The sequence below is a fragment of the Bradyrhizobium sp. BRP20 genome, from assembly GCF_020194215.1.
GTDB classification, from domain to species: domain Bacteria; phylum Pseudomonadota; class Alphaproteobacteria; order Rhizobiales; family Xanthobacteraceae; genus Bradyrhizobium; species Bradyrhizobium yuanmingense.
The window spans coordinates 209,113-229,794 of the sequence record NZ_JADYVY010000005.1; the positions used below are offsets into that span (position 1 = coordinate 209,113).

A 20,682-nucleotide genomic window follows, 5' to 3' on the forward strand; every position below is an offset into this window, starting at 1 on the left:
CATGGGCTGCGCGCGGCGATGTCAAGCCTCGCGCATCAGCGCGCTGCGAACTGCTGCTCGACGAAGGCCGTGACAAATCGCGGCATGGACGGCCTGAGATCGCTGGTCCCGCGCACGAGGTGAATAGCGGACAGCTCCGGCTCGGTCTCGCGCGCAAGGTTGGTTTCGATCCGGGCGCGAGCCACATCGCCCGGAATGTCCAGGTTAATGACCTGCAACATCGCGATCGTGGGGCCCGTGACCACGCAATGCCAGCCCGGCTCGATCCGATAGTCGGCCGCGGTCAGGCCGGTCTCCTCGCCGACCTCGCGGACGACGCTGCCGGGAATGTCGAGCGCGCCGTCCCTGACATCGTCGAGATCCGGCGTTCCCGAGGGGAAATAAATGCGGCCCGCATTGGCGGTGTGGGGCGCCATCTCGCCCATGATGAAGGCGCCGTCGGAGGCGCGCAGCGCGCCCATGCCGAAGCCGTTGAACACGGCCTTGTCGGGAAAGCCCCAGTCGCGCCAGGCGAGGAAGCTTGCGAAATCCGTCTCGAAATAGGTCGCCGTCAGGTGACCGTCGTTGAACACGGCGTCACGCCCGAGCAGGACGCGGCCGTTCCAGATTTTCGGCCGCTCGCGCTGCTTCTCGGCGAAATGCGCCGCGATCTCGGCGCGCCGTTCCTCGGCGAACGGCCACACGATCGGCCGCACCGCAAGATCGAGCGTCGCGACGCGATGTATGACCGGTGACGTCATGACGCCTGATACCACGCCATGGCGTCGGCTATTTGGCGCTCCCCGTTGTCTTCTTGGCCTGCTCGACGAATTTGTTGGTGAAGGTCTTGCTGACGTCGATCTTGGCGTTCGCCACCTCGGGCGAGCCGACGCTGAACACTGCAAGCACGGCGTCGGCGCCCTTCGGGTCCATCTTGCCGGTCTCGGAATACATCGGGATCGTATTCTTCAGTGCGGCAAGATAGAGGTCCTTGTTCTTGCCGACGGTTTGCTCGGGCATCTTCGCCATGATCTCCTCCGGCGTATGCGAATGGATCCAGGCGAGCGTGGCGAGGATCGCATTGGTGAGCGCCTGCGCCTCCTTCTCATGGCCGTTGATCCAGGCCACGGTCGAATACAGCGCGCCGCCCGGATATTCGCCGCCGAACGTCTCCAGCGTGTCCTTCTGGGTACGGGTGTCCGAGAGGATACGCAGATCCTTGTGGCTGCCCTGCAGCACGGTCACGGACGGATCGAGCATCACCGCCGCGTCGATCTGGCCCTGCTCCATTGCGGCCACCGCAGTGGCGCCGAGGCCCACCCCGATCACGGCGACGCTGGTGGGATCGAGCCCGTTCTTCTTGAGCATGTATTTCAGGAAGAAGTCGGTGGAGGAGCCGGGCGCACTGACGCCGACCTTCTTGCCGGCGAGATCCTTGACCGACTTGATGTCGTTGGTGCGCGAGGGCGCGACCACCAGAACGAGGCCGGGATAGCGGTCATAGACCACGAAGGATTGCAGCTCCTGCTTCTTGGCGGCGAGGTTGACGCAATGGTCGAAATAGCCGGAGACCACGTCGGCGCTGCCGCCGAGCACGGCTTTGAGCGCATCCGAGCCGCCCTTGAGGTCGACGAGCTCGACACTGACGCCGGCCTTCTCGTATTCGCCGAGCTGCTTGGCCAATACCGTCGGCAGATAGCACAGGCAGGAGCCGCCGCCGACCGCGATGGTGACCTTGCTTTGCGCCGCGGCAAGCGAGGTGGTGAGCGTCAGCGCGAGCAGTGCGCCGGCGAGCCTGGCAATGGTGTTCTTCATTGGTTTCCTCCGTTCGGCCGCCGGCACCATAGAGCAGCGGGCCTGGCTTGAGAAGCTCCGCCTGAGCGGGCTGGCCATCAGCCCCTCGGCGCAATAGCGGTGCCCAACACACGTCCGCGATCGCAACGACGCGATCAAATAGACCTGCTTCCTACCCCCGCCCGTCCGACGCGGCCGGCCGCCACACCAGGAGGCGCCGCTCCACCAAGGTGACGCCGAAATCGATCAGGATGACGAAGGCCGACAGCACGAACATGCCGGCGAACACGCCGGCGACATCGAAGATGCCCTCGGCCTGCTGGATCAGATAGCCGAGCCCGGCCGCCGATCCCAGATATTCGCCGACCACCGCGCCGACCACGGCGAAGCCGACGGAGGTATGAAGCGACGAGAACATCCACGACAGCGCCGACGGCCAATAGACATGCTGCATCAGCTGCCGCTCGCTCATGCCGAGCATGCGGCCGTTGTCGAGCACGGTCCGGCTGACCTCCTTGACGCCCTGATAGACGTTGAAGAAGACAATGAAGAACACCAGGGTGACGCCGAGCGCGACCTTGGACCAGATGCCGAGCCCGAGCCACAGCGCGAAGATCGGCGCCAGCACGACACGCGGCAGGGCGTTGACCATCTTCACATAGGGGTCGAACACCGCGGCGACCAGCGGCTGGCGCGCGAACCAGAAGCCGACCAGGACGCCGCCAAGCGATCCGATCACGAAGGCGAGGATCGATTCCGCGAGCGTGATGCCGAGGTGCTTCCAGATCACGCCGGAGGCGAACCATTTCACGATCTGGCTGAACACGTCCAACGGGTTGGAAAAGAAGAACGGCGGCAGCAGGATCTTGCCGAACACGGGAACGGTCGACAGCACCTGCCACAGCACCAAGCCGACGACAGCGACCAGGATCTGCAGCGCAAACAGCGTCGTGCGCGACATCAGACCACCTCCGCCGCCTGAGTGGACTGTGCGTACCCCTTCATCACCTCATCCTTCAGCACGCTCCAGATCTCGCGATGGAGCGCATGGAATTCCTTGTCGAGGCGCACCTCGAAAATGTCGCGCGGGCGGGCCAGGCCGACGCGCCAGTCACCGATGATGCGCGAGGACGGCCCCGCCGACATGATCACGACGCGGTCGGCGAGCGCGATGGCCTCTTCGAGATCGTGGGTGACGAACAGCACGGCCTTGCGGTCGGCACTCCACAGATCGAGCAGCAGATTGCCCATGACCTGGCGCGTCTGCGCATCGAGCGGCCCGAACGGCTCATCCATCAACAGGATCTTCGGATCGCGGATCAGCACCTGCGCCAGCGCCACGCGCTTGCGCTGGCCGCCCGAAAGCATGTGCGGATAGCGGTTCGCGAAGGCGCCGAGGCCGACGGCGGTCAACCATTTCTGCGCCTGCGACAAGGCTTCAGCGCGCGGCGTGCCCTTGACCTCGAGTCCGATCGCGACATTGTCGAGCGCAGTCTTCCAGGGGAACAGCGCATCAGCCTGGAACAAATAGCCGGCATCCCGATTCAGCCCCGCCAATGGCTGGTCGAAAATCCTGACGCTGCCCGCGGCGGGCTTGAGCAGGCCCGCCGCGACGTTGAGCAGCGTCGATTTTCCGCACCCTGTGGGCCCGACAATGGCGACAAACTCGCCCTGTGCCACCGCGAGATGGGCCTTCTCCACCGCCGTATAGACCCGGCCGTCCCCCAGCCGGAACGCAACCTTGGCATCTTCCAGCGCCACTGCCGTGGGCGTCGTCATGTGCTTCCTCCAACTCAGGCCGATGCCTTAGCCGCTCGTGCGGCCAAGTTCAATCAAGCCGCCAAGCGTGCTACGCATGGGGACTTGCCGTGCTCTCACCCTCCCCTGGAGGGGGAGGGTCGGTGCGCATGAAGCGAAGCGGAATGCGAACCGGGGTGGGGTGACGGTTTCTCCGCGTCGAATACTGCCCGCGTCGACAGATCACCCCACCCCGCTCGCGCTGCGCGCGATCGACCCTCCCCCTCGGGGAGGGTAAGAGAAAAGAGAGCTCTCCCACGATGTCTTCCAAGCTGGCGATCAGCTACCAGCACGTCACCAAGCGCTTCGGCTCCCTTGCAGCCGTCGATAACGTGTCGCTCGACATCGCGGCGGGCGAGTTTGTGGCGATCGTCGGCGGCTCGGGCTCGGGCAAGACCACGCTGCTGCGGCTCGCCAACCGGCTGATCGAGGCCGATAGCGGCACCATCACCGTCGAAGGCGAGGACGTGCAGAATGTCGATCCGGTCGCGCTTCGGCGCCGGGTCGGCTACGTCTTCCAGAGCGGCGGGCTGTTTCCGCATCTGAGCGTCGCCGACAATATCGGCATCACGCCGAAGCTGCTCGGCGAGCCGGCTGCGGCCGTTGCGGGCCGCGTGGACGAGCTGCTGGAGCTGGTGCAGCTCGACCGCGCAACGCATCGCGACCGGCTGCCCGAGGCGCTCTCCGGCGGCGAGCGCCAGCGCGTCGGCGTGGCGCGGGCGCTCGCGGCAAGGCCCCGCATCGTGCTGATGGACGAGCCGTTCGGCGCGCTCGATCCCCTCACCCGCGATGCGCTCGGCGACGATTATCGCGCGCTGCACCGCAAGCTCGGCCTGACCACCGTGATGATCACCCATGACATGACCGAGGCGCTCCTGCTCGCCGACCGCATCGCGGTGATGCGCGGCGGACGATTGCTCGCACAGGGTACGGCTGCGGAGCTATCGAGCAGCAGCGACGATTACGTGCTCGAGCTGTTGCGTACCCCGCGGCGCCAGGTCGAGCGGCTGAATGCGTTGCTGCCGATGGGCGGTGCGGCATGAGCCTCTTCACCGATCCGCGCTGGGGCGAGGCGCTGTCGCATCTGCCGGACTACCTCGGCAACCATGTGCGGGTGAGCCTCGCCGCCCTCGCGCTTGGCCTCGCCGTGAGCCTGCCGCTGGCGATCCTGACGCGCAACCGTCCGGCGCCACGCGGCATCCTGCTCGCGTTGGCCAGCATCGTGCAGACCGTACCCGGGCTGGCGCTGCTCGCGCTGTTCTATCCGCTGCTGCTGCTGGCTGCTTCCGTCACGCTGGCCTGGTTCGGCGTATCTTTCTCCGCGTTCGGCTTCCTGCCGGCGATGCTGGCACTGGCGCTCTATTCGATGCTGCCGGTGCTGCGCAACGGCATCACCGGCCTCAACGGCATCGATCCCGCGCTGATCGAGGCTGCCGAGGGCGTCGGCATGACCGCGCGGCAATCGCTGCTGATCGTCGAGCTGCCGCTCGCGCTACCGGTGATGATGGCCGGCATCCGCACCGCGGCGGTGTGGGTGATCGGCACCGCGACGCTGTCGACGCCGATCGGGCAGACCAGTCTCGGCAATTACATCTTTGCCGGCCTCCAGACCCAGAACTGGGTCTTCGTGCTGTTCGGCTGCGTGGCTTCCGCTCTCCTCGCGCTCGCAGTCGACCAGTTGCTTGGGCTGATCGAGAGCGGCCTGCGCCGCCGCAGCCGTGTGCGCAGCGGTCTCGGGGCGCTCGGAATCGCGGCGCTGGTTGCAGCAACGCTGGTGCCGACCATGGGGCGCTCGTCGTCAGGCTATGTGGTTGGCGCCAAGACCTTCGCCGAGCAATATGTCCTGTCGGCATTGATGAGGGACCGCCTCGAGGCGGCGGGCCTCTCGGCGGCCGCACGCTCCGGCCTCGGCTCCAGTGTGATCTTCGGGGCGCTGAAGGCCGGCGACATCGATCTCTATGTCGACTATTCCGGCACGCTCTGGGCCAACCAGCTGCATCGCACCGACATCAAGCCGCGCGCAGAACTGGTGGCGGAATTGAAGACGGCGCTCGCCAAGGACGACATCACCCTGCTCGGCGAGCTCGGCTTCGAGAACGCCTATGCGCTGGTGATGCCAAGACGACGCGCCGATGCGCTCGGCATCCGAACCGTCGCCGATCTCGCCGCACATTCGGCCACGCTGTCGATTGCCGGCGACTACGAGTTCTTCTCGCGGCCCGAATGGGCTGCCCTGCAAAAGGCCTATGGGCTGCAGTTCCGCGCCCAGCGCCAGATGCAGCCGGACTTCATGTATGCGGCCGTTGCCAGCGGCGAGGTCGACGTCATCGCTGGCTACACCAGCGACGGCCTGATCGCCAAATACGAGCTCACAGCGCTCGACGATCCCAAACACGCGATCCCGCCCTACGACGCGATCCTGCTGCTCGCGCCGAAGCGCGCCGGAGACGAGCGACTGCAGGCGGCGCTCAAGCCATTGCTCGGCAAGATCGACATCGCCACCATGCGCGAGGCGAACCTGCGCGCCAGCGGCAACGATGCGAATTCATCGCCCGATGCGGTGGCGAAGTGGTTGTGGGAGAAGATCAAACAGTAGGTCCGCCGCCGCTTGATGAGCACCTCAGGGGTGACGGTCGAAGAGTTGCGTCCGCGATCCAAGCGAGAGGCTACAGCCCCCGGATCATCCCCGCGTCGATCAGCAGCCGGTTCAGCCGCCGCGCCTCGGCGCCATCCTTGCAGCCGTAAAAGATGCCTTTGCAGCGGAGCATGATCTCCTTCTGCTCGGCAAAGGACGGGTCGAGCGGGATGCCGGCGGCTTCCTGAACCACCAGCGGCAGATAGGGACCGTCAATCGTGTCCATCACGGCCTGGCTTCCGACCGGTTCGAAATTGATGGCGTCGATGGCATAATAGGTCGCGTAGAGGCGCGGATCGTAGGCGTCGAGCTTCTTGCCGATGGCGCCCTCGTCGAGCCCGGGCTCGAGGATGGCAGCCGCAAACTCCGGCTGATGATCGCCGTAGCGCACGATCAGGAATGGCTCGCCGGGAAAGGTCTTCTTCAAACCGGCAACGAACGCCTTGTACTGTTCGGCGCTCATAGTCTGGCGGCGCAGATATTCATCGATGGACGGCACATTGCCCGGCGCGCGCCAATTCGGCAGCAGATCGGGACGGAAGCGGGTCTCCCAGGGGAAGTGGTTGGCACCGAGATAGATGAAGGCGAACAGCGGCTTGTTCGGCGGCTGCTGGCCGATCAGCTGAAGCGCCTTGTCGTAGAAGAAGCTGTCGGGCTCGACACCCTTGGCGCCCAGATCCTTGGAATCGAGGAAGCGTTCGATTCCCGTCGTCATCTGGAAGCTGCGCGCGCCCATGAAGCCGCCATGGGCGGGATAGAGCGACAGCGTGTCGTAGCCGCAGCGGCGCAGCGCCAGCGGCAGGCCGCGCTCGACCCGGTTCGAGGCGATGCGCGTGACGAAATAGGCGAAGCGGCCGAATGAACGCGAGGAAAGCCCTGCGAGCACGTTATACTCGGTGAACCAGCTCGGCCCGCCATTGCTCTCGGCGAGGAACGTGCGCTGCTTGCCGTCCCACGATTTGAAATAGTCGCCATAGCGCGGCGGCACCTTGATGCCCTGGGCGGCGCGGATGTCGAAGCTCGATTCATCATGGATCATGATGATGTTGGGCCGGCGGCCAGCCGGGTGGCAGGCATCGACCAGCGGCATGTTGAGCCGCTCGCCGGTCGAAGCAGACGCCTCCATGAAGCCGTATTGCGCAAAATCGGAGACGGCCGTGACGCCCGAGCGGAAGAATTTCGAGAGATAGCCGTCGTCGTAATAGCCGCGCCAGGCCTCGTCCGGGTGATAGAGCGAATAGCAGACCAGGGCGGCAAGGCAGGCGAGCTTGCAGGCGAGCGCCGGCAGGCGGCGGATGCGGAACGGATCGAGCCACCACAGCGCATACATCAGCGGCAGCGTGACCAGACCGGCCAGGATCACCGACCAGCGTAAGTTCGGGAAGATCGTGAACAGGAACGCGACGGAGTCGCGGTCGATCATCATCAGGTCGATGAAGTTGACCGTCATCTGCACGACGTCGTGCTTGAGCCGCGACAGCAGCACCAGCACGACCACCATGGTCAGCGACAGCGCACCCGACAGCGCGGGGCGACGCAGCAGCGTGATCCAGAAGAAGTTGAGGATGCCCCAGGCCAGCGCGAAGGACAGGCGCGAGCCGAAATCGGTCTCGGTCTCGTACATCAGGGCGAGTGCCGCCAGATGCGGCGCTGCAACCGCGAGCAGCCGCCAGATGCCGAGCGCGGCGACGCTCGCCAGCACGGCCGTCGTGGCAGAAGGACCTGGATTGGGCGCGGACGCCATCGACGACACGCAACTTCTGGTCCGGCGCGGTGATGCCAAGCCTGGCTGGCCGACCCAAAAACAGCCAGGGCGTCCGGAGCAGCCGGAAGCCTGCACCGTGTCATAAAACTGTAACGGAATGATCAAGGAGAGGCAACGCGCGGCGCGGTCCGACCTTCGCTTAATGTTAGCGGGCTGCGCCGTACGGCATCGACCAGAGCCGCTGGCCCGCTAGGGCTTTGCGATACCTGCGATGAACAGGTCGATCACCCCCTCCGCCATCCGCTCGATCTCGCCCTCCCCGACGCCCCAGCGCGGGAAATGGCCGTCGAGATTCATCCGAGCGAAACCGTAGACGAGGGCGCGCCCGGCGACCTGGATACGCTTGAGGTCGGCCGACCGCAGCAGGCCTTGCTCTGCCGCGTCGACCAGCATCTGCTCCGTTAGCGCGATCAGCTCGGCGTTGTCTCGTGTCAGGTCCGGCGAGCTGCCATGGGCAAAATAGCGCCCGGTCGAGATGATCTCGAAATGCGCGGGATTGCGCATGGCCCAACGCAAATAGGCGAGACCGAAGGCGCGGAAGCGGGCGAGCGGGTCGGCGGCCGGAGCCTCGCGCAGCGCCGCATCGATCTCGGCGCGAAAGCGCCGCTGTGCCTCCTCGGCCGCGGCTGCCATGAGCGCATCGCGGTTGGGAAAGTGTCGGAACGGCGCCCCCGGCGACACCGCGGCTCGGCGCGCAGCCTCCCGCACCGAGACTTCGGCGCCTTCCGCTGCGAGTTGCAGCGCAGCATCGATCAACACGCGGCGGAGGTCGCCGTGATGGTACGGCCGGGCTTCCGTGGCAGGGCGGCGGACGCGCGGCTTGGACGGCTGACGAACAGGCATGGATCCTTCTAGCCTCACCCGAACGTGAATGTAAGCAATGATTACACCGTTGACGGCGCATTCACGCCAAATGTAATCGATGATTACATAGAGAGGGAGGTCGCCATGTCCGAACGTCGAAGCTGGCTCGAAGGCTGGCGCCTGCTGGCCGTTCTCTGCGTGAGCCTCGTCGCACTCAGCCTATGGATCGCCTCGATGCGGCAGTTCGAGGTCGAGGGCGTTCGCACGGTGATCCGCTTCACGGCGCGAAGCTCGCTCCTGTTGTTCTGCCTCGCCTTCAGCGCCGCGGCGCTGGCGCGGCTGTGGCCCAATGCCTGGACGCGCTGGCAGAAGCGCAACCGTCGCTATCTGGGCCTTAGCTTCGCGGCCTCCCACGCCATCCACGCGGCGGCGATCATGACGTTTGCCGGGATGGATCCGGCCGGATTTGCCGAGGCCACCTCGGCAGCCTCCTACGTCTTCGGCGGCATCGGCTACGGCTTCATCATCGCAATGGGCGCGACATCGTTCGACCGCACCGCCGCACTGATCGGCCCGCGCGCCTGGCGGGCCCTGCACCTTGTGGGCGGCTATTACCTCTGGCTCCAGTTCATGGTCTCGTTCGGCAAGCGCGTGCCGACGATGCCGCTCTATGCCGCCTTCCTGCTTCCGCTGCTCATCGTGCTGGCGCTGCGCATGATTGCGATGGCCCGCGATCCGCGTGGCAGACCGTCCCGGCGGGCTGATGCGACGCCGTATTTGGCAGGAGCCGAGCCGCTCAACTGCGCTTCAGGCCGCGGAAAGAATGAGAGAGCGATGTCTCGCCGAGACGAAAAGAGCGAGACCGCTGTTTGCGATCTCGCTCGACCATAGCCGCCAAGGTCCAAGATTTGGCTTGGCGAGCGAAGCTTGAATTTCGCTCGTCATTCCGGGGCGCGCGCTGAGCGCGAACCCGGAATGACGGCGCAGACGTCAGTTCTTGCTCTTGTCGACCAGCGCGCCCTTCTTGATCCAGGGCATCATGTCGCGCAGCTTCGCGCCGACTTCCTCGATCGGGTGCTCGGCGAGCTTGGCACGGGTCGCCTTGAACGAGGTCTGGTTGACCTTGTTCTCGAGCATCCAGTCGCGGGCGAACTTGCCGCCCTGGATGTCGGCCAGAACCTTGCGCATCTCCTTCTTGGTCTCGTCGGTGATGATGCGCGGGCCGGTGACGTACTCGCCGTACTCGGCGGTGTTGGAGATCGAGTAGTTCATGTTGGCGATGCCGCCTTCATAGATCAGGTCGACGATCAGCTTCACTTCGTGCAGGCACTCGAAATAGGCCATCTCCGGCGCATAGCCGGCTTCGACCAGGGTCTCGTAGCCGCCCTTGATCAGCTCGACCAGGCCACCGCAGAGCACCACCTGCTCGCCGAACAGGTCGGTCTCGCACTCTTCCTTGAACGTGGTCTCGATGATGCCGGCGCGGCCGCCGCCGATGGCGGAGGCGTAGGACAGGCCGAGGTCGTGGGCGTTGCCCGAGACGTCCTTCGCAATTGCGATCAGGCAGGGCACGCCGCCGCCGCGCTGATATTCCGAGCGCACAGTGTGGCCGGGGCCCTTCGGCGCGATCATCAGCACGTCGAGGTCGGCACGCGGATCGAGCAGGTTGAAGTGAACGTTGAGGCCGTGCGCGAACACCAGGGCAGCGCCCTTCTTCATGTTGTCGTGCAAGTGCTCGCGGTAGATGTCGCCCTGGAGCTCGTCCGGGGTCAGCATCATGACGAGGTCGGCCCATTTGGCAGCTTCCGCAACTTCCAGCACCTTGAAGCCGGCGGCTTCCGCCTTCTTCGCCGAAGCCGAACCCTTGCGCAGCGCAATGGCGACTTCCTTTACGCCGGAATCCTTCAGGTTGAGCGCATGGGCGTGACCCTGGCTGCCGTAGCCGACGATGGCGACCTTCTTGCCCTTGATCAGGTTCAGGTCGGCGTCGCGATCGTAATAAACACGCATAGGTCGTTTCCTCGTTCAGGGCCGAAATCGGCCAATGGTCAGTGTCCGAAGGGTGAAATTTGCGGATTTCGGGGGCTGTCTAGAGCATTTTCAGCCCTGAGGGAAACCCGTTTCTGCATGGAAATCCGCGACATCATGCATCCATGAAAACGGGGTAGAGGGAGGCCAGCAGCAGGATCGCCATCAGGATGTTGAAGGCGCGGACCAGCCGCTCGGAAGTCAGAACCGGCCGCAATGCGGTACCGAATAGCGCCCAGACTACCGTCGAGACCGTGCCGACGACGAGGCTGATCACGGTCTGAATGGCGATGTTGAGCGGGAATTGGGCGATCGCCGCATAGGCAGTGATGGTGCCGATCACGATCACCCAACCCTTGGCATTGATCCACTGGAACATGGCCGCGCCCCAGAAGGTCATGGGGCCGCGGCCATTCTCCTCGCCCGGCTTGGCCGGACCGGCCATGGCGATCACAGCGGCGAGATAGATCAGATAGGCGGCACCGGCATATTTCAGGATGGTCTGGAGGATCGGATAGGCCAGGAACACGGAGCCGAGCCCGAGGCCGACCGCGGCGACCATGAAGGCGAAACCGAGCACGATGCCGACGATGTGCGGGATGGTGCGCCGGAAGCCGTAGGTCAGGCCGGAGGACAGCAGCATGATGTTGTTCGGCCCGGGCGTGAAATACATCACGACCATGAAGACGAGGAAGGCGTAGAGCAGCGAGTAGGTCATCATCACCCTCACGCAGTCTTCGGTAGAACTTGCGGGCGCTTCGCCAGCACCATCACGGCGATCCCAAAGATCACGGTCAGCATGCCGGCGAGGCGCAGCGGCCCGAACCGTTCGCCGAACACGATGCTGGAGGCCGCCGAGCCCACGAACGGCACCAGCAGTGCGAACGGCACCACTTGTGCAGCCGGATAGTCGCGCAAGAGGCGGCCCCATAGCCAATAGGCGATGCTGGTGGAAATGCCGCCGAGCATCAGCATGCAGAGCGCCGATGTGAGCGACATGTGCGTCAGCGACGTCCAGGTCGGCGCCGGACCGTTGGCGATCAGCGCCAGCACGAACAGCGGCACGGCCGAGGCGAGACAGAGCCAGGCGAAGAGATCGAACATCGGCACGCCGCGGGCGCCGCGCAGCAACAGATTGCCGATGGCGAAGCTGAGCGGCGAGACCATCAGAACCGCGAAGGCGCCGACGCTGAAATCATAGCCGACGGTGCCGCAGATCATCAAAAGGCCCGCCGCGGCAACGACGATCCCCAGAGTCTGCACCGGCGTCGGCCGCTCACCGAACGCGAGCGCGGCAAAGCCGATCGTGAACAGCGCCTGGCTCTGCACCACGACGGAGGTCAAACCCACCGGCACGCCGTGGGCGATACCATAGGCCTGAGACAGGAACTGGCCGAGGAACAGCGTGAAGCTGATCGCGACCAGCAGTGACCAGGCGACCTTCGGCTTGGAAATGAACAGGCACGGCACCGCGGCGATGGTGAAGCGTAACGCCGTCATCAACTCCGGCGACAGCTCGTCGAGCGCGATCCGGCTCGCCACGAAGGCAAGCCCCCAGATGATCGCCACCATGACGGCGATGAGGATGTCGGCCGGCTTCATTGTTGTTTCCGGTTCTGCTTTGTCTCGCAGCCCTGTTTGTTGTTCTGGTCTAGCCTTGCTCGCCGGCTTTCGGTTTCCGCAGCAGATACGTGCCGTGCATCGGCGCGTGGTAGTCGGCCGCGACCAGGGTGAAGCCGACGTCGGTCAGCATCCGCTCCATCACCCAGCCGAAGGTGGAATATTCATCGCGCATGTGAGTCACCACGCCCTCGCGGGAGAAATCGTGGTTCTTGATCTGGAAGTCGGCCCATTGCTCGACGTCACGCTCGATCGCGTCGGGCATCGATGAGTAAACGATGTCGCGGAGATAAAATGTCGCCCCGGGCTTGAGGGCGCGAAAAATCCGCGACATCGCCACCGCCTTCCAGAAATCCGGCAGGTGGTGCAGCGTGAACTCGCTGACGATGAGATCGTAGGATTCTGGCCGGTAGGCGAAGCTGAGCAGGCCGGCGGATTGGGTGCGCACGGGCGCCTTGCGGTCGCGGGCGTAGATCTCGGCGAGCGCCAGCATGGCCGGCGAAATGTCGATGGCGTCGACGTCGGCCCCCATCAACGCCGCTTCGGTGGCGAGCACGCCGTTGCCGCAGCCGATATCGGCGATGCGCCAGCCGCGCTGGACCCCGAGCATCTTCAGCGCGGCGCGCGCGCGCAGATCGGCATCGTCATGGTTGTCGTAGATCGAGGCCACAGCGGGCTCGATCCCCATCCGGTTCCGCTCGTTGTAGTACCAGTCGCGCGCCAACATGGCTCACATCCCTTCAGGCCCGCGACCTATCGCGGCAACACCCGTGCGCGACACCTCGACGAGGCCGAGCGGGCGCATCAGATCGATATATTGATTGATCTTGTCCGTATTGCCTGTGATCTCGAACACAAAGCTCTCGGTGGTGGCGTCGATCACACGGGCGCGGAACGCATCCGCCAGCCTGAGCGCCTCGACCCGATGCTCGCCTTGCCCGCGCACCTTGACCATCGCCAACTCGCGCTCGATCGAGCGCTTGGTCTGGGTCATGTCGACGACCTGGTACACCGGGATCATGCGGTCGAGCTGGTTCTTGATCTGCGCGATCACCATCGGCGTGCCCGTGGTGACGATGGTGATCCGCGACAGATGCTTCTGGGCCTCGGTCTCCGAGACCGTGAGGCTCTCGATGTTGTAGCCGCGCCCCGAGAACAGGCCGATGACGCGCGCGAGCACGCCCGGCTCGTTCTGCACGAGCACCGCAAGCGTATGCGTCTCGTTGGGATCGTGACGGTCCTCGATGAAATAGGCGGATGCGGGCTGGTTCATTGTCGTCCCCTCTGTCTCTCCGTCACGCCGTCGCCGGCGCATCCGTCCCGACCCAACGGCGGAACAGATCGAAATCGATATTGCCGCCGGACAGCACGAGACCGACGCGCTTGCCCTTCAGCTTGCTCTTTTCCTGCAGCGCCGCCGCCAGCGCGGCAGCACCGGCGCCTTCGGCGAGATTGTGCGTGTCGGTCCAATAGGCGCGGATCGCGAGCGCGATCTGATCGTCCGTAACCTGGACGATGCGCGAGGCGCCCTTGCAAACAAGCGCAACAGCTTCCGCGTCCGGAAAGCGTGTCGCCACGCCATCGGCCAGCGTGTCACTGGTCTCGGTCGTTACGACCTTGCCGGCCGCGAACGAAAGCGCATATGACGGCGCCTCGGTCGATTGCACACCTATGATCTCCGTCTTCAGGCCCAGCAAGTCGCGCACCAGGATGCAGGCGCTGATACCGGAGCCCTGCCCGATCGGAACGTAGAGCACGTCGAGATCGGGCACCGCGCGGAACAGTTCCAGTGCGTAGGTCGCCACCCCCAGCACGAGGTCAGGGTGGAACGACGGCACCATGTGCAGGCCTTCGAACTGCGCGCGGCGCCCGGCTTCTTCGCGCGCCAGCTGGAAATCGTCGCCGTGCTCGACCACATCGGCGCCGAACGCGCGCATGGCATGGTTCTTCTCAACCGAATTGCCTTTTGGCACGTAGATCACGGCGGGCACGCCGTGACGCCGCGCCGCGAAAGCAAGACTCTGGCCATGATTGCCGCGGGTGGCCGAGATGATGCCCGGCACGTTCGGCCGCTCTCGCTTCAGCCGATCGAGATAGACCAGGCCGCCACGCACCTTGAAGGCGCCGGTCGGCGTGTGGTTCTCGTGCTTGACCACGACCGCGGTGCCGAGCCGGCGGCTGAGCAACGGCCAAGCATGCGCCGGCGTCGCCGGCACCGCCTGCCCCACGATCGCATGTGCGCGCTCGAGTTCGTTCAGGTCGAACATGGCGTCACACCAACGCCTTGCCGCCGGCGAATGCCTTCGCAGTCGCCTCGTCGTTGGCCTGCTCCGGCAGCAGCATCTCGTTGTGGGCCTTGCCGGAGGGGATCATCGGGAAGCAGTTTTCGAGCGCCGCGACGCGGCAGTCGAACAGCACCGGGCGCTTGACCGAGATCATCTCCTTGATGGCGCCATCGAGATCGGCCGGCTTGTGCACCTGAAGCCCGACGGCGCCGTAGGCCTCCGCGAGCTTGACGAAATCCGGCAGCGCTTCGGAATAGGAATGCGACAACCGGTTGCCGTGCAACAGCTGCTGCCACTGGCGCACCATGCCCATGTACTGGTTGTTCAGGATGAAGATCTTGATCGGCAGCTCGTACTGAACCGCCGTCGACATCTCCTGCATCGTCATCTGCACCGAGGCATCGCCGGCAATGTCGATGACGAGGCTGTCGGGATGGGCCACCTGAACGCCGACCGCGGCCGGCAGGCCGTAGCCCATGGTGCCGAGACCGCCCGAGGTCATCCAGCGATGCGGCTCCTCGAAGCCGTAGAACTGCGCCGCCCACATCTGATGCTGGCCGACCTCGGTCGTGATGTAGGTATCCTTGCCGCGCGTCTGCTCGAACAAGGCCTGGATCGCGTGTTGCGGCAGGATGACGTCGCTGCTCTTCTTGTAATAGAGCGAGTTGCGGGCGCGCCATTGCGCAATCTGCTGCCACCACGACTTGATGTCAGGCTTCTTCGCCTCCGCCTTGAACACCTGGAGGATGTCGCCGAGGACGTTGCCGCAATCGCCGATGATCGGCACGTCGACGCGGATGTTCTTGTTGATCGAGGACGGATCGATGTCGATGTGGATCTTCTTCGAGCCGGGCGAAAACGCATCGACGCGGCCGGTGATGCGGTCGTCGAAGCGCGCGCCGACGCACAGCATGACGTCGCAATCATGCATGGTCATGTTGGCCTCATAGGTGCCGTGCATGCCGAGCATGCCGAGCCAGTTCTTGCCCGACGCCGGATAGGCGCCGAGGCCCATCAGCGTCGAGGTGATCGGGAAGCCGGTGACCTCAACCAGCTCGCGCAACAGCTGGGTCGCCTCGGAGCCGGAATTGATGACGCCGCCGCCGCTGTAGATCACGGGACGCTTGGCGTTCGCGAGCAGCGAGACCGCCTTGCGGATCTGCGTCGCATCGCCCTTCACGCGCGGCGCGTAAGAGCGGTGCACGTCGGACTTGCGCGGGGGATGGTAGGTGCCGGTGGCGAACTGCACGTCCTTGGGAACGTCGACCAGCACCGGGCCCGGACGGCCCGAGGTGGCGACGTAGAAGGCCTCATGCAGCACCTTGGCGAGATCGTTGACGTCGCGCACCAGCCAATTGTGCTTGGTGCAGGGACGCGTGATACCGACGGTGTCGCATTCCTGGAACGCGTCGTTGCCGATCAGATGCGTCGGCACCTGGCCGGAGATGCAGACCAGCGGGATCGAGTCCATCAGGGCATCCGTCAGCGGCGTCACCATGTTGGTGGCGCCGGGGCCGGAGGTCACCAGCGCAACGCCCGGCTTGCCGGTGGAACGCGCATAGCCCTCGGCGGCATGGCCCGCGCCCTGTTCGTGGCGGACCAGGATGTGCTGGACCTCGCTCTGCTGGAAGATCTCGTCATAGATCGGAAGCACCGCGCCGCCGGGATAGCCGAAAATGTTGGTCACGCCGTGATCGATGAGTGCGCGGACGATCATCGCGGCGCCGGTCATCTGGTTCGGATCGTGGCTCTTGTCGCTCATTGGCTTGCTCCGGATGCGCTGTTGTCAGCGGCTTCATTCGTGTCGGGTTCGGGAAATAAAAAAGGCCCCGAAGAGGGCCCATGCACACCGCCTGTCATGTGGATGGCAGCTAGCCACCCCCGGCGGTGTGCCTGGGTACGACGGCGATAAGGAGTTTGGTAATAATGTTACGCATGGCGGCGCTCGGCTTCCCAAAGGTTGCGCGAAACATAGCGGCCAAACCTTGGATGTCAAGGCAATGCGGCCGTTCCCGCGCGATTTCGGCAGTGTAGCGGTGTTCCCCGGGTTCGGCGAGAGGTAAATTCGGGAACCCGGCACAAAAGCGCGTCAGTCGGTGCGCCGTTCCGCCGGCACGGCCGCGGCGAGCCATCCGCTCGCTTGCTCCGGCCTCACCCATTCGAAGTCCGGCAGCTGGTGCCGGAACCAGGTGAATTGCCGCTTGGCGTAATGGCGAGTATCGGCGCGGCCAATGCTGGCAGCCTCCTCCAGGCTGAGTTCGCCGCGCAGGTGCCGGATCAAGGATGGCACGCCATGGGCCTTCATTGCCGGCAGCAGCGGATCAAGATGCCTGGCGGCGAGCCGCTCGACCTCCTCGAGCGCGCCGGCGCCCAGCATGGCATCGAAACGGGCATCGATGCGGGCATAGAGCTCGTCACGCTCGGGCGCGAGGAAGACCGCGCGAAATCTGTCCTTGGGCAGCAGCGGTGGCTGTCCCTCCCGCTGCCAATCGAGCAGCGAACGGCCGGTTGCCTCGATCACCTCGAGCGCGCGGGCGATGCGGGTGCGGTCGCGCAGGTTCAATCGCTCGGCCGCGCGCGGATCGCGGACTGCGAGTTCCGCGTGCAGCGCTTCGACGCCGTTCCGTTCCAGCCGCGCGCGCACATCCTCGCGCAGCTCGGCGGGGATTGGCGGCACCGCGGAGAGACCTGTGGTCAGCGCCTTGAAATAGAGCCCGGTGCCGCCGATGAAGATCGGCAGCTGTCGCTGCGCCCTCGCCTCGTCGAGCGCCTTCGCCGCATCGCTTACCCAGGCACCGGCCGAGAAATTCACGGCGGCATCGACGTGGCCATAGAGACGATGCGGCACGAGCGCCTCGTCCGCTGCGGTCGGCCGCGCCGTGATGATGCGGAGGTCACGATAGACCTGCATGGAATCGGCATTGATGACGACGCCGCCGGCGGCACGCGCAAGCTCCAGCGCCAGCGCCGACTTGCCGCTGGCGGTCGGGCCTGCGATAAGCACGGCCTTGCTGGAATACCCCTCGCTCACGAAAACCTCAAATGTCCCTCGTCGCCACGCTGATCTGCAACCCTGACAATCCCGCGCTCGACTCGACCATCGTCGATGGCGCCCGCGCCGTGCTGCCGCAGGCGGCGCCCGCGCACTGGCTGTTCGACGGGGTTGCGGTCGACATCCCCTTCGGCGCGGACAGTAACCTCGAAGGCGACCGCAACGCCATCGAGCAGCGGCTCCGCGAGCTCCGCGGCGATTTGCCCATCGACATCGTCGTGCAGCCTGTCGGCTTCCGGCGCAAGAAGCTTTTTCTCGCCGACATGGATTCCACCATGATCGGCCAGGAATGCATCGACGAGCTCGCCGATTTCGTCGGGGTCAAGGCGCATGTCGCTGCCATCACCGAGCGTGCGATGCGCGGCGAGATCGAGTTCGAGCCGGCGCTGCGCGAGCGCGTCGCGCTGCTCAAGGACCTGCCCGCCAGCGCGGTCGACGAAGTCCTGGCCAAGCGCATCACGCTGACGCCGGGCGGCCGCGAGCTGGTCGCCACCATGCGCGCGAACGGCGCCTATACCTGCCTCGTCTCTGGCGGCTTTACGCTATTCACGAGCGCGGTCGCCGCCAAGATAGGTTTCCAGGAGAACCGCGCCAACGAGCTCGTCGTGCGCGACGGCAAGTTCACCGGGGAAGTGAAGGAGCCGATCCTGGGCCGCGCGGCGAAGCTCGCGACCTTGGTGGACCTGATGGAATCGTTCGATCTCGACGACATCGACTCGGTCGTGGTCGGCGACGGCGCCAACGATCTCGCGATGATCCAGGCCGCGGGTCTGGGCGTGGCCTATCACGCCAAGCCGGCGGTGGCTGCCGCCGCGGCCGCGCGGATCGATCACGGCGATCTCACTGCGCTGCTGTATGCGCAGGGGTATCGGCGGGACGAGTTCGTGGAGGGGTAAAGCCTCCCCTCTCTCTGTCATCGCCCGCGAAGGCGGGCGATCCAGTATTCCAGAGACAGCGAAGCTAGAACCGAGAAGCCGCGGCGTACTGGATGCCCCGCCTTCGCGGGGCATGACAGTTGAATGTGGCGCGAACAGCGCCCACTACTGCACGCTCAGCGCGACGAACCGCAGCTCGCCCTCGCCGTTCGAGACCAGCAGCAGCACCGATTTCTTGCCGTCCTTCTTGAGCTGATCGACCCGCTTCTGGATGTCGGCGCCGCTCGACACCGCCTCCTGCGCCACCTCGACGATGACGTCGCCGGCGGACAGACGCTTATCGGCGGCGTCCGAATTGGTGTCGACATTGGTGACGACCACGCCCTTGACGCTGTCCTTGATCTTGTAGCGCGTGCGCAGATCCTTGCTCAGTGTAGCAAGATCGAGGCCCAGCGCTTTCTGCGTCACCGGCTTCTCCGGCGCCGGCTCGTCGGTCTTCACGGCGGCCTGCACCTTGTCGGGATCCTGCAGGCGGCCGAGCGTGACCTTCTTGATCTCTTCCTTGCCCTTGCGGATGATGACGACGTCGACCTCCTTGCCGACCGCGGTGTCGGCGACGACGCGGGACAGGTCCTTCGGGTCCTTGACGTCCTTGCCGTCGAACTTGACGACGACGTCGCCGGGCTCGATGCCGGCGGGCTTGGCCGGGCCCTTGTCGTCGACACCGGCGACCAGCGCGCCCCGCGCGGGCTTGATGTTGAGGCTTTCGGCGATCTCGTCGGTGACGCTCTGGATGCGCACGCCGAGCCAGCCGCGGCGCAGCTCGCCGAACTGGCGGAGCTGGTCGACGACGCCCACCACCGTCTTCGACGGCACGGCAAAGCCGATGCCAATGGAGCCGCCGGACGGCGAGATGATCAGCGTGTTGACGCCGATGACGTCGCCGTCGAGATTGAACAGCGGGCCGCCGGAATTGCCGCGGTTGATGGATGCGTCGGTCTGGATGTAGCTGTCGTACGGCCCGGAGGAGATGTCACGGTTCTTGGCCGAGACGATGCCGGCAGTCACCGTGCCTCCCAGGCTGAAGGGATTGCCGATTGCGACCACCCAGTCGCCGAGGCGCAGCTTGTCGCTATCGCCGAACTTGACCGCGACCAACGGCTTCGTCGGCTTGATCCTGAGCACAGCGAGATCGGTCTTCTTGTCGACGCCGACCAGCTCGGCCTTGATCTTGGTGCCGTCGTTGAGGATGACGTGGATCTCGTCGGCGTCCGCAATGACGTGGTTGTTGGTGACGACGACGCCCGCGGTGTCGATGATGAAACCGCTTCCGAGCGAATTGGTCTTGCGCGGCGCGCTGTTCTCGCCGCCCTTGCTGCCGCCGCCGGGCCCTCGGCGGTTCTTGAAGAAATCGTCGAAGAACTCTTCGAAGGGTGAACCGGGCGGCAGCTGCGGCATCGAGTTGCTGCCCCCGCCCTTGGCTTCGACGTTCTGCGAGGTCGAGATGTTGACGACCGCGTCGATCACCTTCTCGGCGACGTCGGCGATGCCATCCGGTCCACGCGCATGAGCCGGCGCGCCAAACGCGCCGCAAGCACCGATGGCGAGCGCAACCAGCCCAAGTCGAACACCAAATCGCGCGCGGCGGCGCGAGCGGGACGGGGCAATGGTGGCAGCAGTCATTGTGATCTCCAGGCAAAAGGGATTCGGCGCCAGACTGCGCTCTAACGGGGGCGCGGCGCAAGCGCGGAGCTTATCGGGCCTCAAGAGCCCGATAATACGGCGAAAACCAGTCTGGCGCCTTCACTTTGGCGTTGGGCCGAAGGCCTAAATCGGGCGCCGCATAACCCAGATCAGGACCAGGCCGGCCACGGCCGAGCCGATCCCGACCGCCCGCAGGATGTTGTCCGGCGTGGCGATGGCGCTTTTCATGGCTTTGCGCATCCAGTTTGGACTGGCCGCGAACATCAAGCCTTCGAGGACGAACAGGATGCCTAGGCCGATGAGGAAGTCGGCGAACGCAATGGACCTCATCGGAATGGAACCTC

The 20,682-nt window shown here is 65.2% G+C and carries 19 protein-coding genes and 1 pseudogene; 4 read left to right on the plus strand and 16 right to left on the minus strand.

Going from position 1 to position 20,682, the window contains the following annotated elements; all coding sequences use genetic code 11:
- Positions 1-35 precede the first annotated feature (35 nt).
- From I6F33_RS14660 to I6F33_RS14675, 4 genes are all read right to left on the minus strand, one after another.
- A complete protein-coding gene (locus I6F33_RS14660) occupies positions 36-740 on the minus strand; it encodes an NUDIX hydrolase (protein ID WP_225143047.1) in 705 nt (234 codons plus the stop codon).
- Between the two features lie 28 nt (positions 741-768).
- Entirely contained in the window at positions 769-1,794 is a 1,026-nt protein-coding gene (locus I6F33_RS14665) for an ABC transporter substrate-binding protein (protein WP_036037483.1), read from the minus strand.
- Between the two features lie 151 nt (positions 1,795-1,945).
- Entirely contained in the window at positions 1,946-2,734 is a 789-nt protein-coding gene (locus I6F33_RS14670) for an ABC transporter permease (protein WP_036006641.1), read from the minus strand.
- Positions 2,734-3,552: an ABC transporter ATP-binding protein gene (locus tag I6F33_RS14675; RefSeq protein ID WP_225132242.1), complete on the minus strand. Its 819-nt coding sequence runs from the start codon at positions 3,550-3,552 to the stop codon at positions 2,734-2,736. Before I6F33_RS14675 ends, I6F33_RS14670 begins: the two co-directional genes overlap by 1 nt.
- Before the next feature lie 278 nt (positions 3,553-3,830).
- Between I6F33_RS14675 and I6F33_RS14680 the strand changes: the two genes are divergently transcribed.
- Positions 3,831-4,613 (plus strand): ABC transporter ATP-binding protein, encoded by a 783-nt coding sequence (locus I6F33_RS14680; protein WP_225143048.1) that lies wholly within the window; start codon positions 3,831-3,833, stop codon positions 4,611-4,613.
- Positions 4,610-6,166, plus strand: a complete 1,557-nt coding sequence (locus I6F33_RS14685; protein ID WP_225143051.1) for an ABC transporter permease/substrate-binding protein — start codon at positions 4,610-4,612, stop codon at positions 6,164-6,166. The genes I6F33_RS14680 and I6F33_RS14685 overlap by 4 nt, the downstream gene beginning before the upstream one ends.
- Positions 6,167-6,236: 70 nt before the next feature.
- On the opposite strand, the gene I6F33_RS14690 is transcribed toward I6F33_RS14685, so the two are convergent.
- Together I6F33_RS14690 and I6F33_RS14695 are read right to left on the minus strand one after the other, a co-directional pair.
- On the minus strand, positions 6,237-7,949 hold the full coding sequence (locus tag I6F33_RS14690; protein ID WP_225127745.1) for a sulfatase-like hydrolase/transferase: 1,713 nt from the start codon (positions 7,947-7,949) through the stop codon (positions 6,237-6,239).
- Positions 7,950-8,159: 210 nt separating this feature from the next.
- A complete protein-coding gene (locus I6F33_RS14695) occupies positions 8,160-8,813 on the minus strand; it encodes a TetR/AcrR family transcriptional regulator (RefSeq protein ID WP_225141606.1) in 654 nt (217 codons plus the stop codon).
- 105 nt (positions 8,814-8,918) lie between these two features.
- Between I6F33_RS14695 and I6F33_RS14700 the strand changes: the two are divergent.
- Positions 8,919-9,521, plus strand: a pseudogene (locus I6F33_RS14700) (hypothetical protein); the annotation flags it as partial.
- 243 nt (positions 9,522-9,764) lie between these two features.
- On the opposite strand, the gene ilvC reads toward I6F33_RS14700, so the two are convergent.
- The 8 genes from ilvC to miaA all read right to left on the minus strand — a co-directional run bounded on the left by ilvC (position 9,765) and on the right by miaA (position 17,738).
- The gene (ilvC, locus tag I6F33_RS14705; protein WP_036006621.1) at positions 9,765-10,784 is read right to left on the minus strand and encodes a ketol-acid reductoisomerase; all 1,020 of its coding nucleotides are present in this window, start codon (positions 10,782-10,784) and stop codon (positions 9,765-9,767) included.
- A gap of 133 nt (positions 10,785-10,917) precedes the next feature.
- The gene (locus I6F33_RS14710; RefSeq protein ID WP_036006650.1) at positions 10,918-11,520 is read right to left on the minus strand and encodes a LysE family translocator; all 603 of its coding nucleotides are present in this window, start codon (positions 11,518-11,520) and stop codon (positions 10,918-10,920) included.
- 8 nt (positions 11,521-11,528) lie between these two features.
- Positions 11,529-12,404 carry an EamA family transporter gene (locus tag I6F33_RS14715; RefSeq protein ID WP_036006618.1) on the minus strand — a complete coding sequence of 292 codons (876 nt, stop codon included), beginning with the start codon at positions 12,402-12,404 and terminating at the stop codon, positions 11,529-11,531.
- 49 nt (positions 12,405-12,453) lie between these two features.
- Positions 12,454-13,149 carry a class I SAM-dependent methyltransferase gene (locus I6F33_RS14720; RefSeq protein ID WP_036006616.1) on the minus strand — a complete coding sequence of 232 codons (696 nt, stop codon included), beginning with the start codon at positions 13,147-13,149 and terminating at the stop codon, positions 12,454-12,456.
- A 3-nt stretch (positions 13,150-13,152) separates the two neighbouring features.
- Positions 13,153-13,695 (minus strand): acetolactate synthase small subunit, encoded by a 543-nt coding sequence (gene ilvN, locus I6F33_RS14725; RefSeq protein ID WP_018640841.1) that lies wholly within the window; start codon positions 13,693-13,695, stop codon positions 13,153-13,155.
- A 22-nt stretch (positions 13,696-13,717) separates the two neighbouring features.
- Positions 13,718-14,689: a threonine dehydratase gene (locus tag I6F33_RS14730; RefSeq protein WP_225143053.1), complete on the minus strand. Its 972-nt coding sequence runs from the start codon at positions 14,687-14,689 to the stop codon at positions 13,718-13,720.
- A gap of 4 nt (positions 14,690-14,693) precedes the next feature.
- Entirely contained in the window at positions 14,694-16,469 is a 1,776-nt protein-coding gene (locus I6F33_RS14735; RefSeq protein WP_225143055.1) for an acetolactate synthase 3 large subunit, read from the minus strand.
- A gap of 327 nt (positions 16,470-16,796) precedes the next feature.
- On the minus strand, positions 16,797-17,738 hold the full coding sequence (gene miaA, locus I6F33_RS14740) for a tRNA (adenosine(37)-N6)-dimethylallyltransferase MiaA (RefSeq protein WP_225137973.1): 942 nt from the start codon (positions 17,736-17,738) through the stop codon (positions 16,797-16,799).
- 11 nt (positions 17,739-17,749) lie between these two features.
- Between miaA and serB the strand changes: the two genes are divergently transcribed.
- Positions 17,750-18,655: a phosphoserine phosphatase SerB gene (serB, locus tag I6F33_RS14745; protein ID WP_074448134.1), complete on the plus strand. Its 906-nt coding sequence runs from the start codon at positions 17,750-17,752 to the stop codon at positions 18,653-18,655.
- A gap of 144 nt (positions 18,656-18,799) precedes the next feature.
- Here serB and I6F33_RS14750 read toward each other — a convergent pair whose 3' ends face one another.
- Together I6F33_RS14750 and I6F33_RS14755 are read right to left on the minus strand one after the other, a co-directional pair.
- Positions 18,800-20,317 (minus strand): Do family serine endopeptidase, encoded by a 1,518-nt coding sequence (locus tag I6F33_RS14750; protein WP_225141601.1) that lies wholly within the window; start codon positions 20,315-20,317, stop codon positions 18,800-18,802.
- A gap of 144 nt (positions 20,318-20,461) precedes the next feature.
- Entirely contained in the window at positions 20,462-20,668 is a 207-nt protein-coding gene (locus I6F33_RS14755; protein WP_025038031.1) for a DUF2065 domain-containing protein, read from the minus strand.
- Positions 20,669-20,682: the final 14 nt, after the last annotated feature.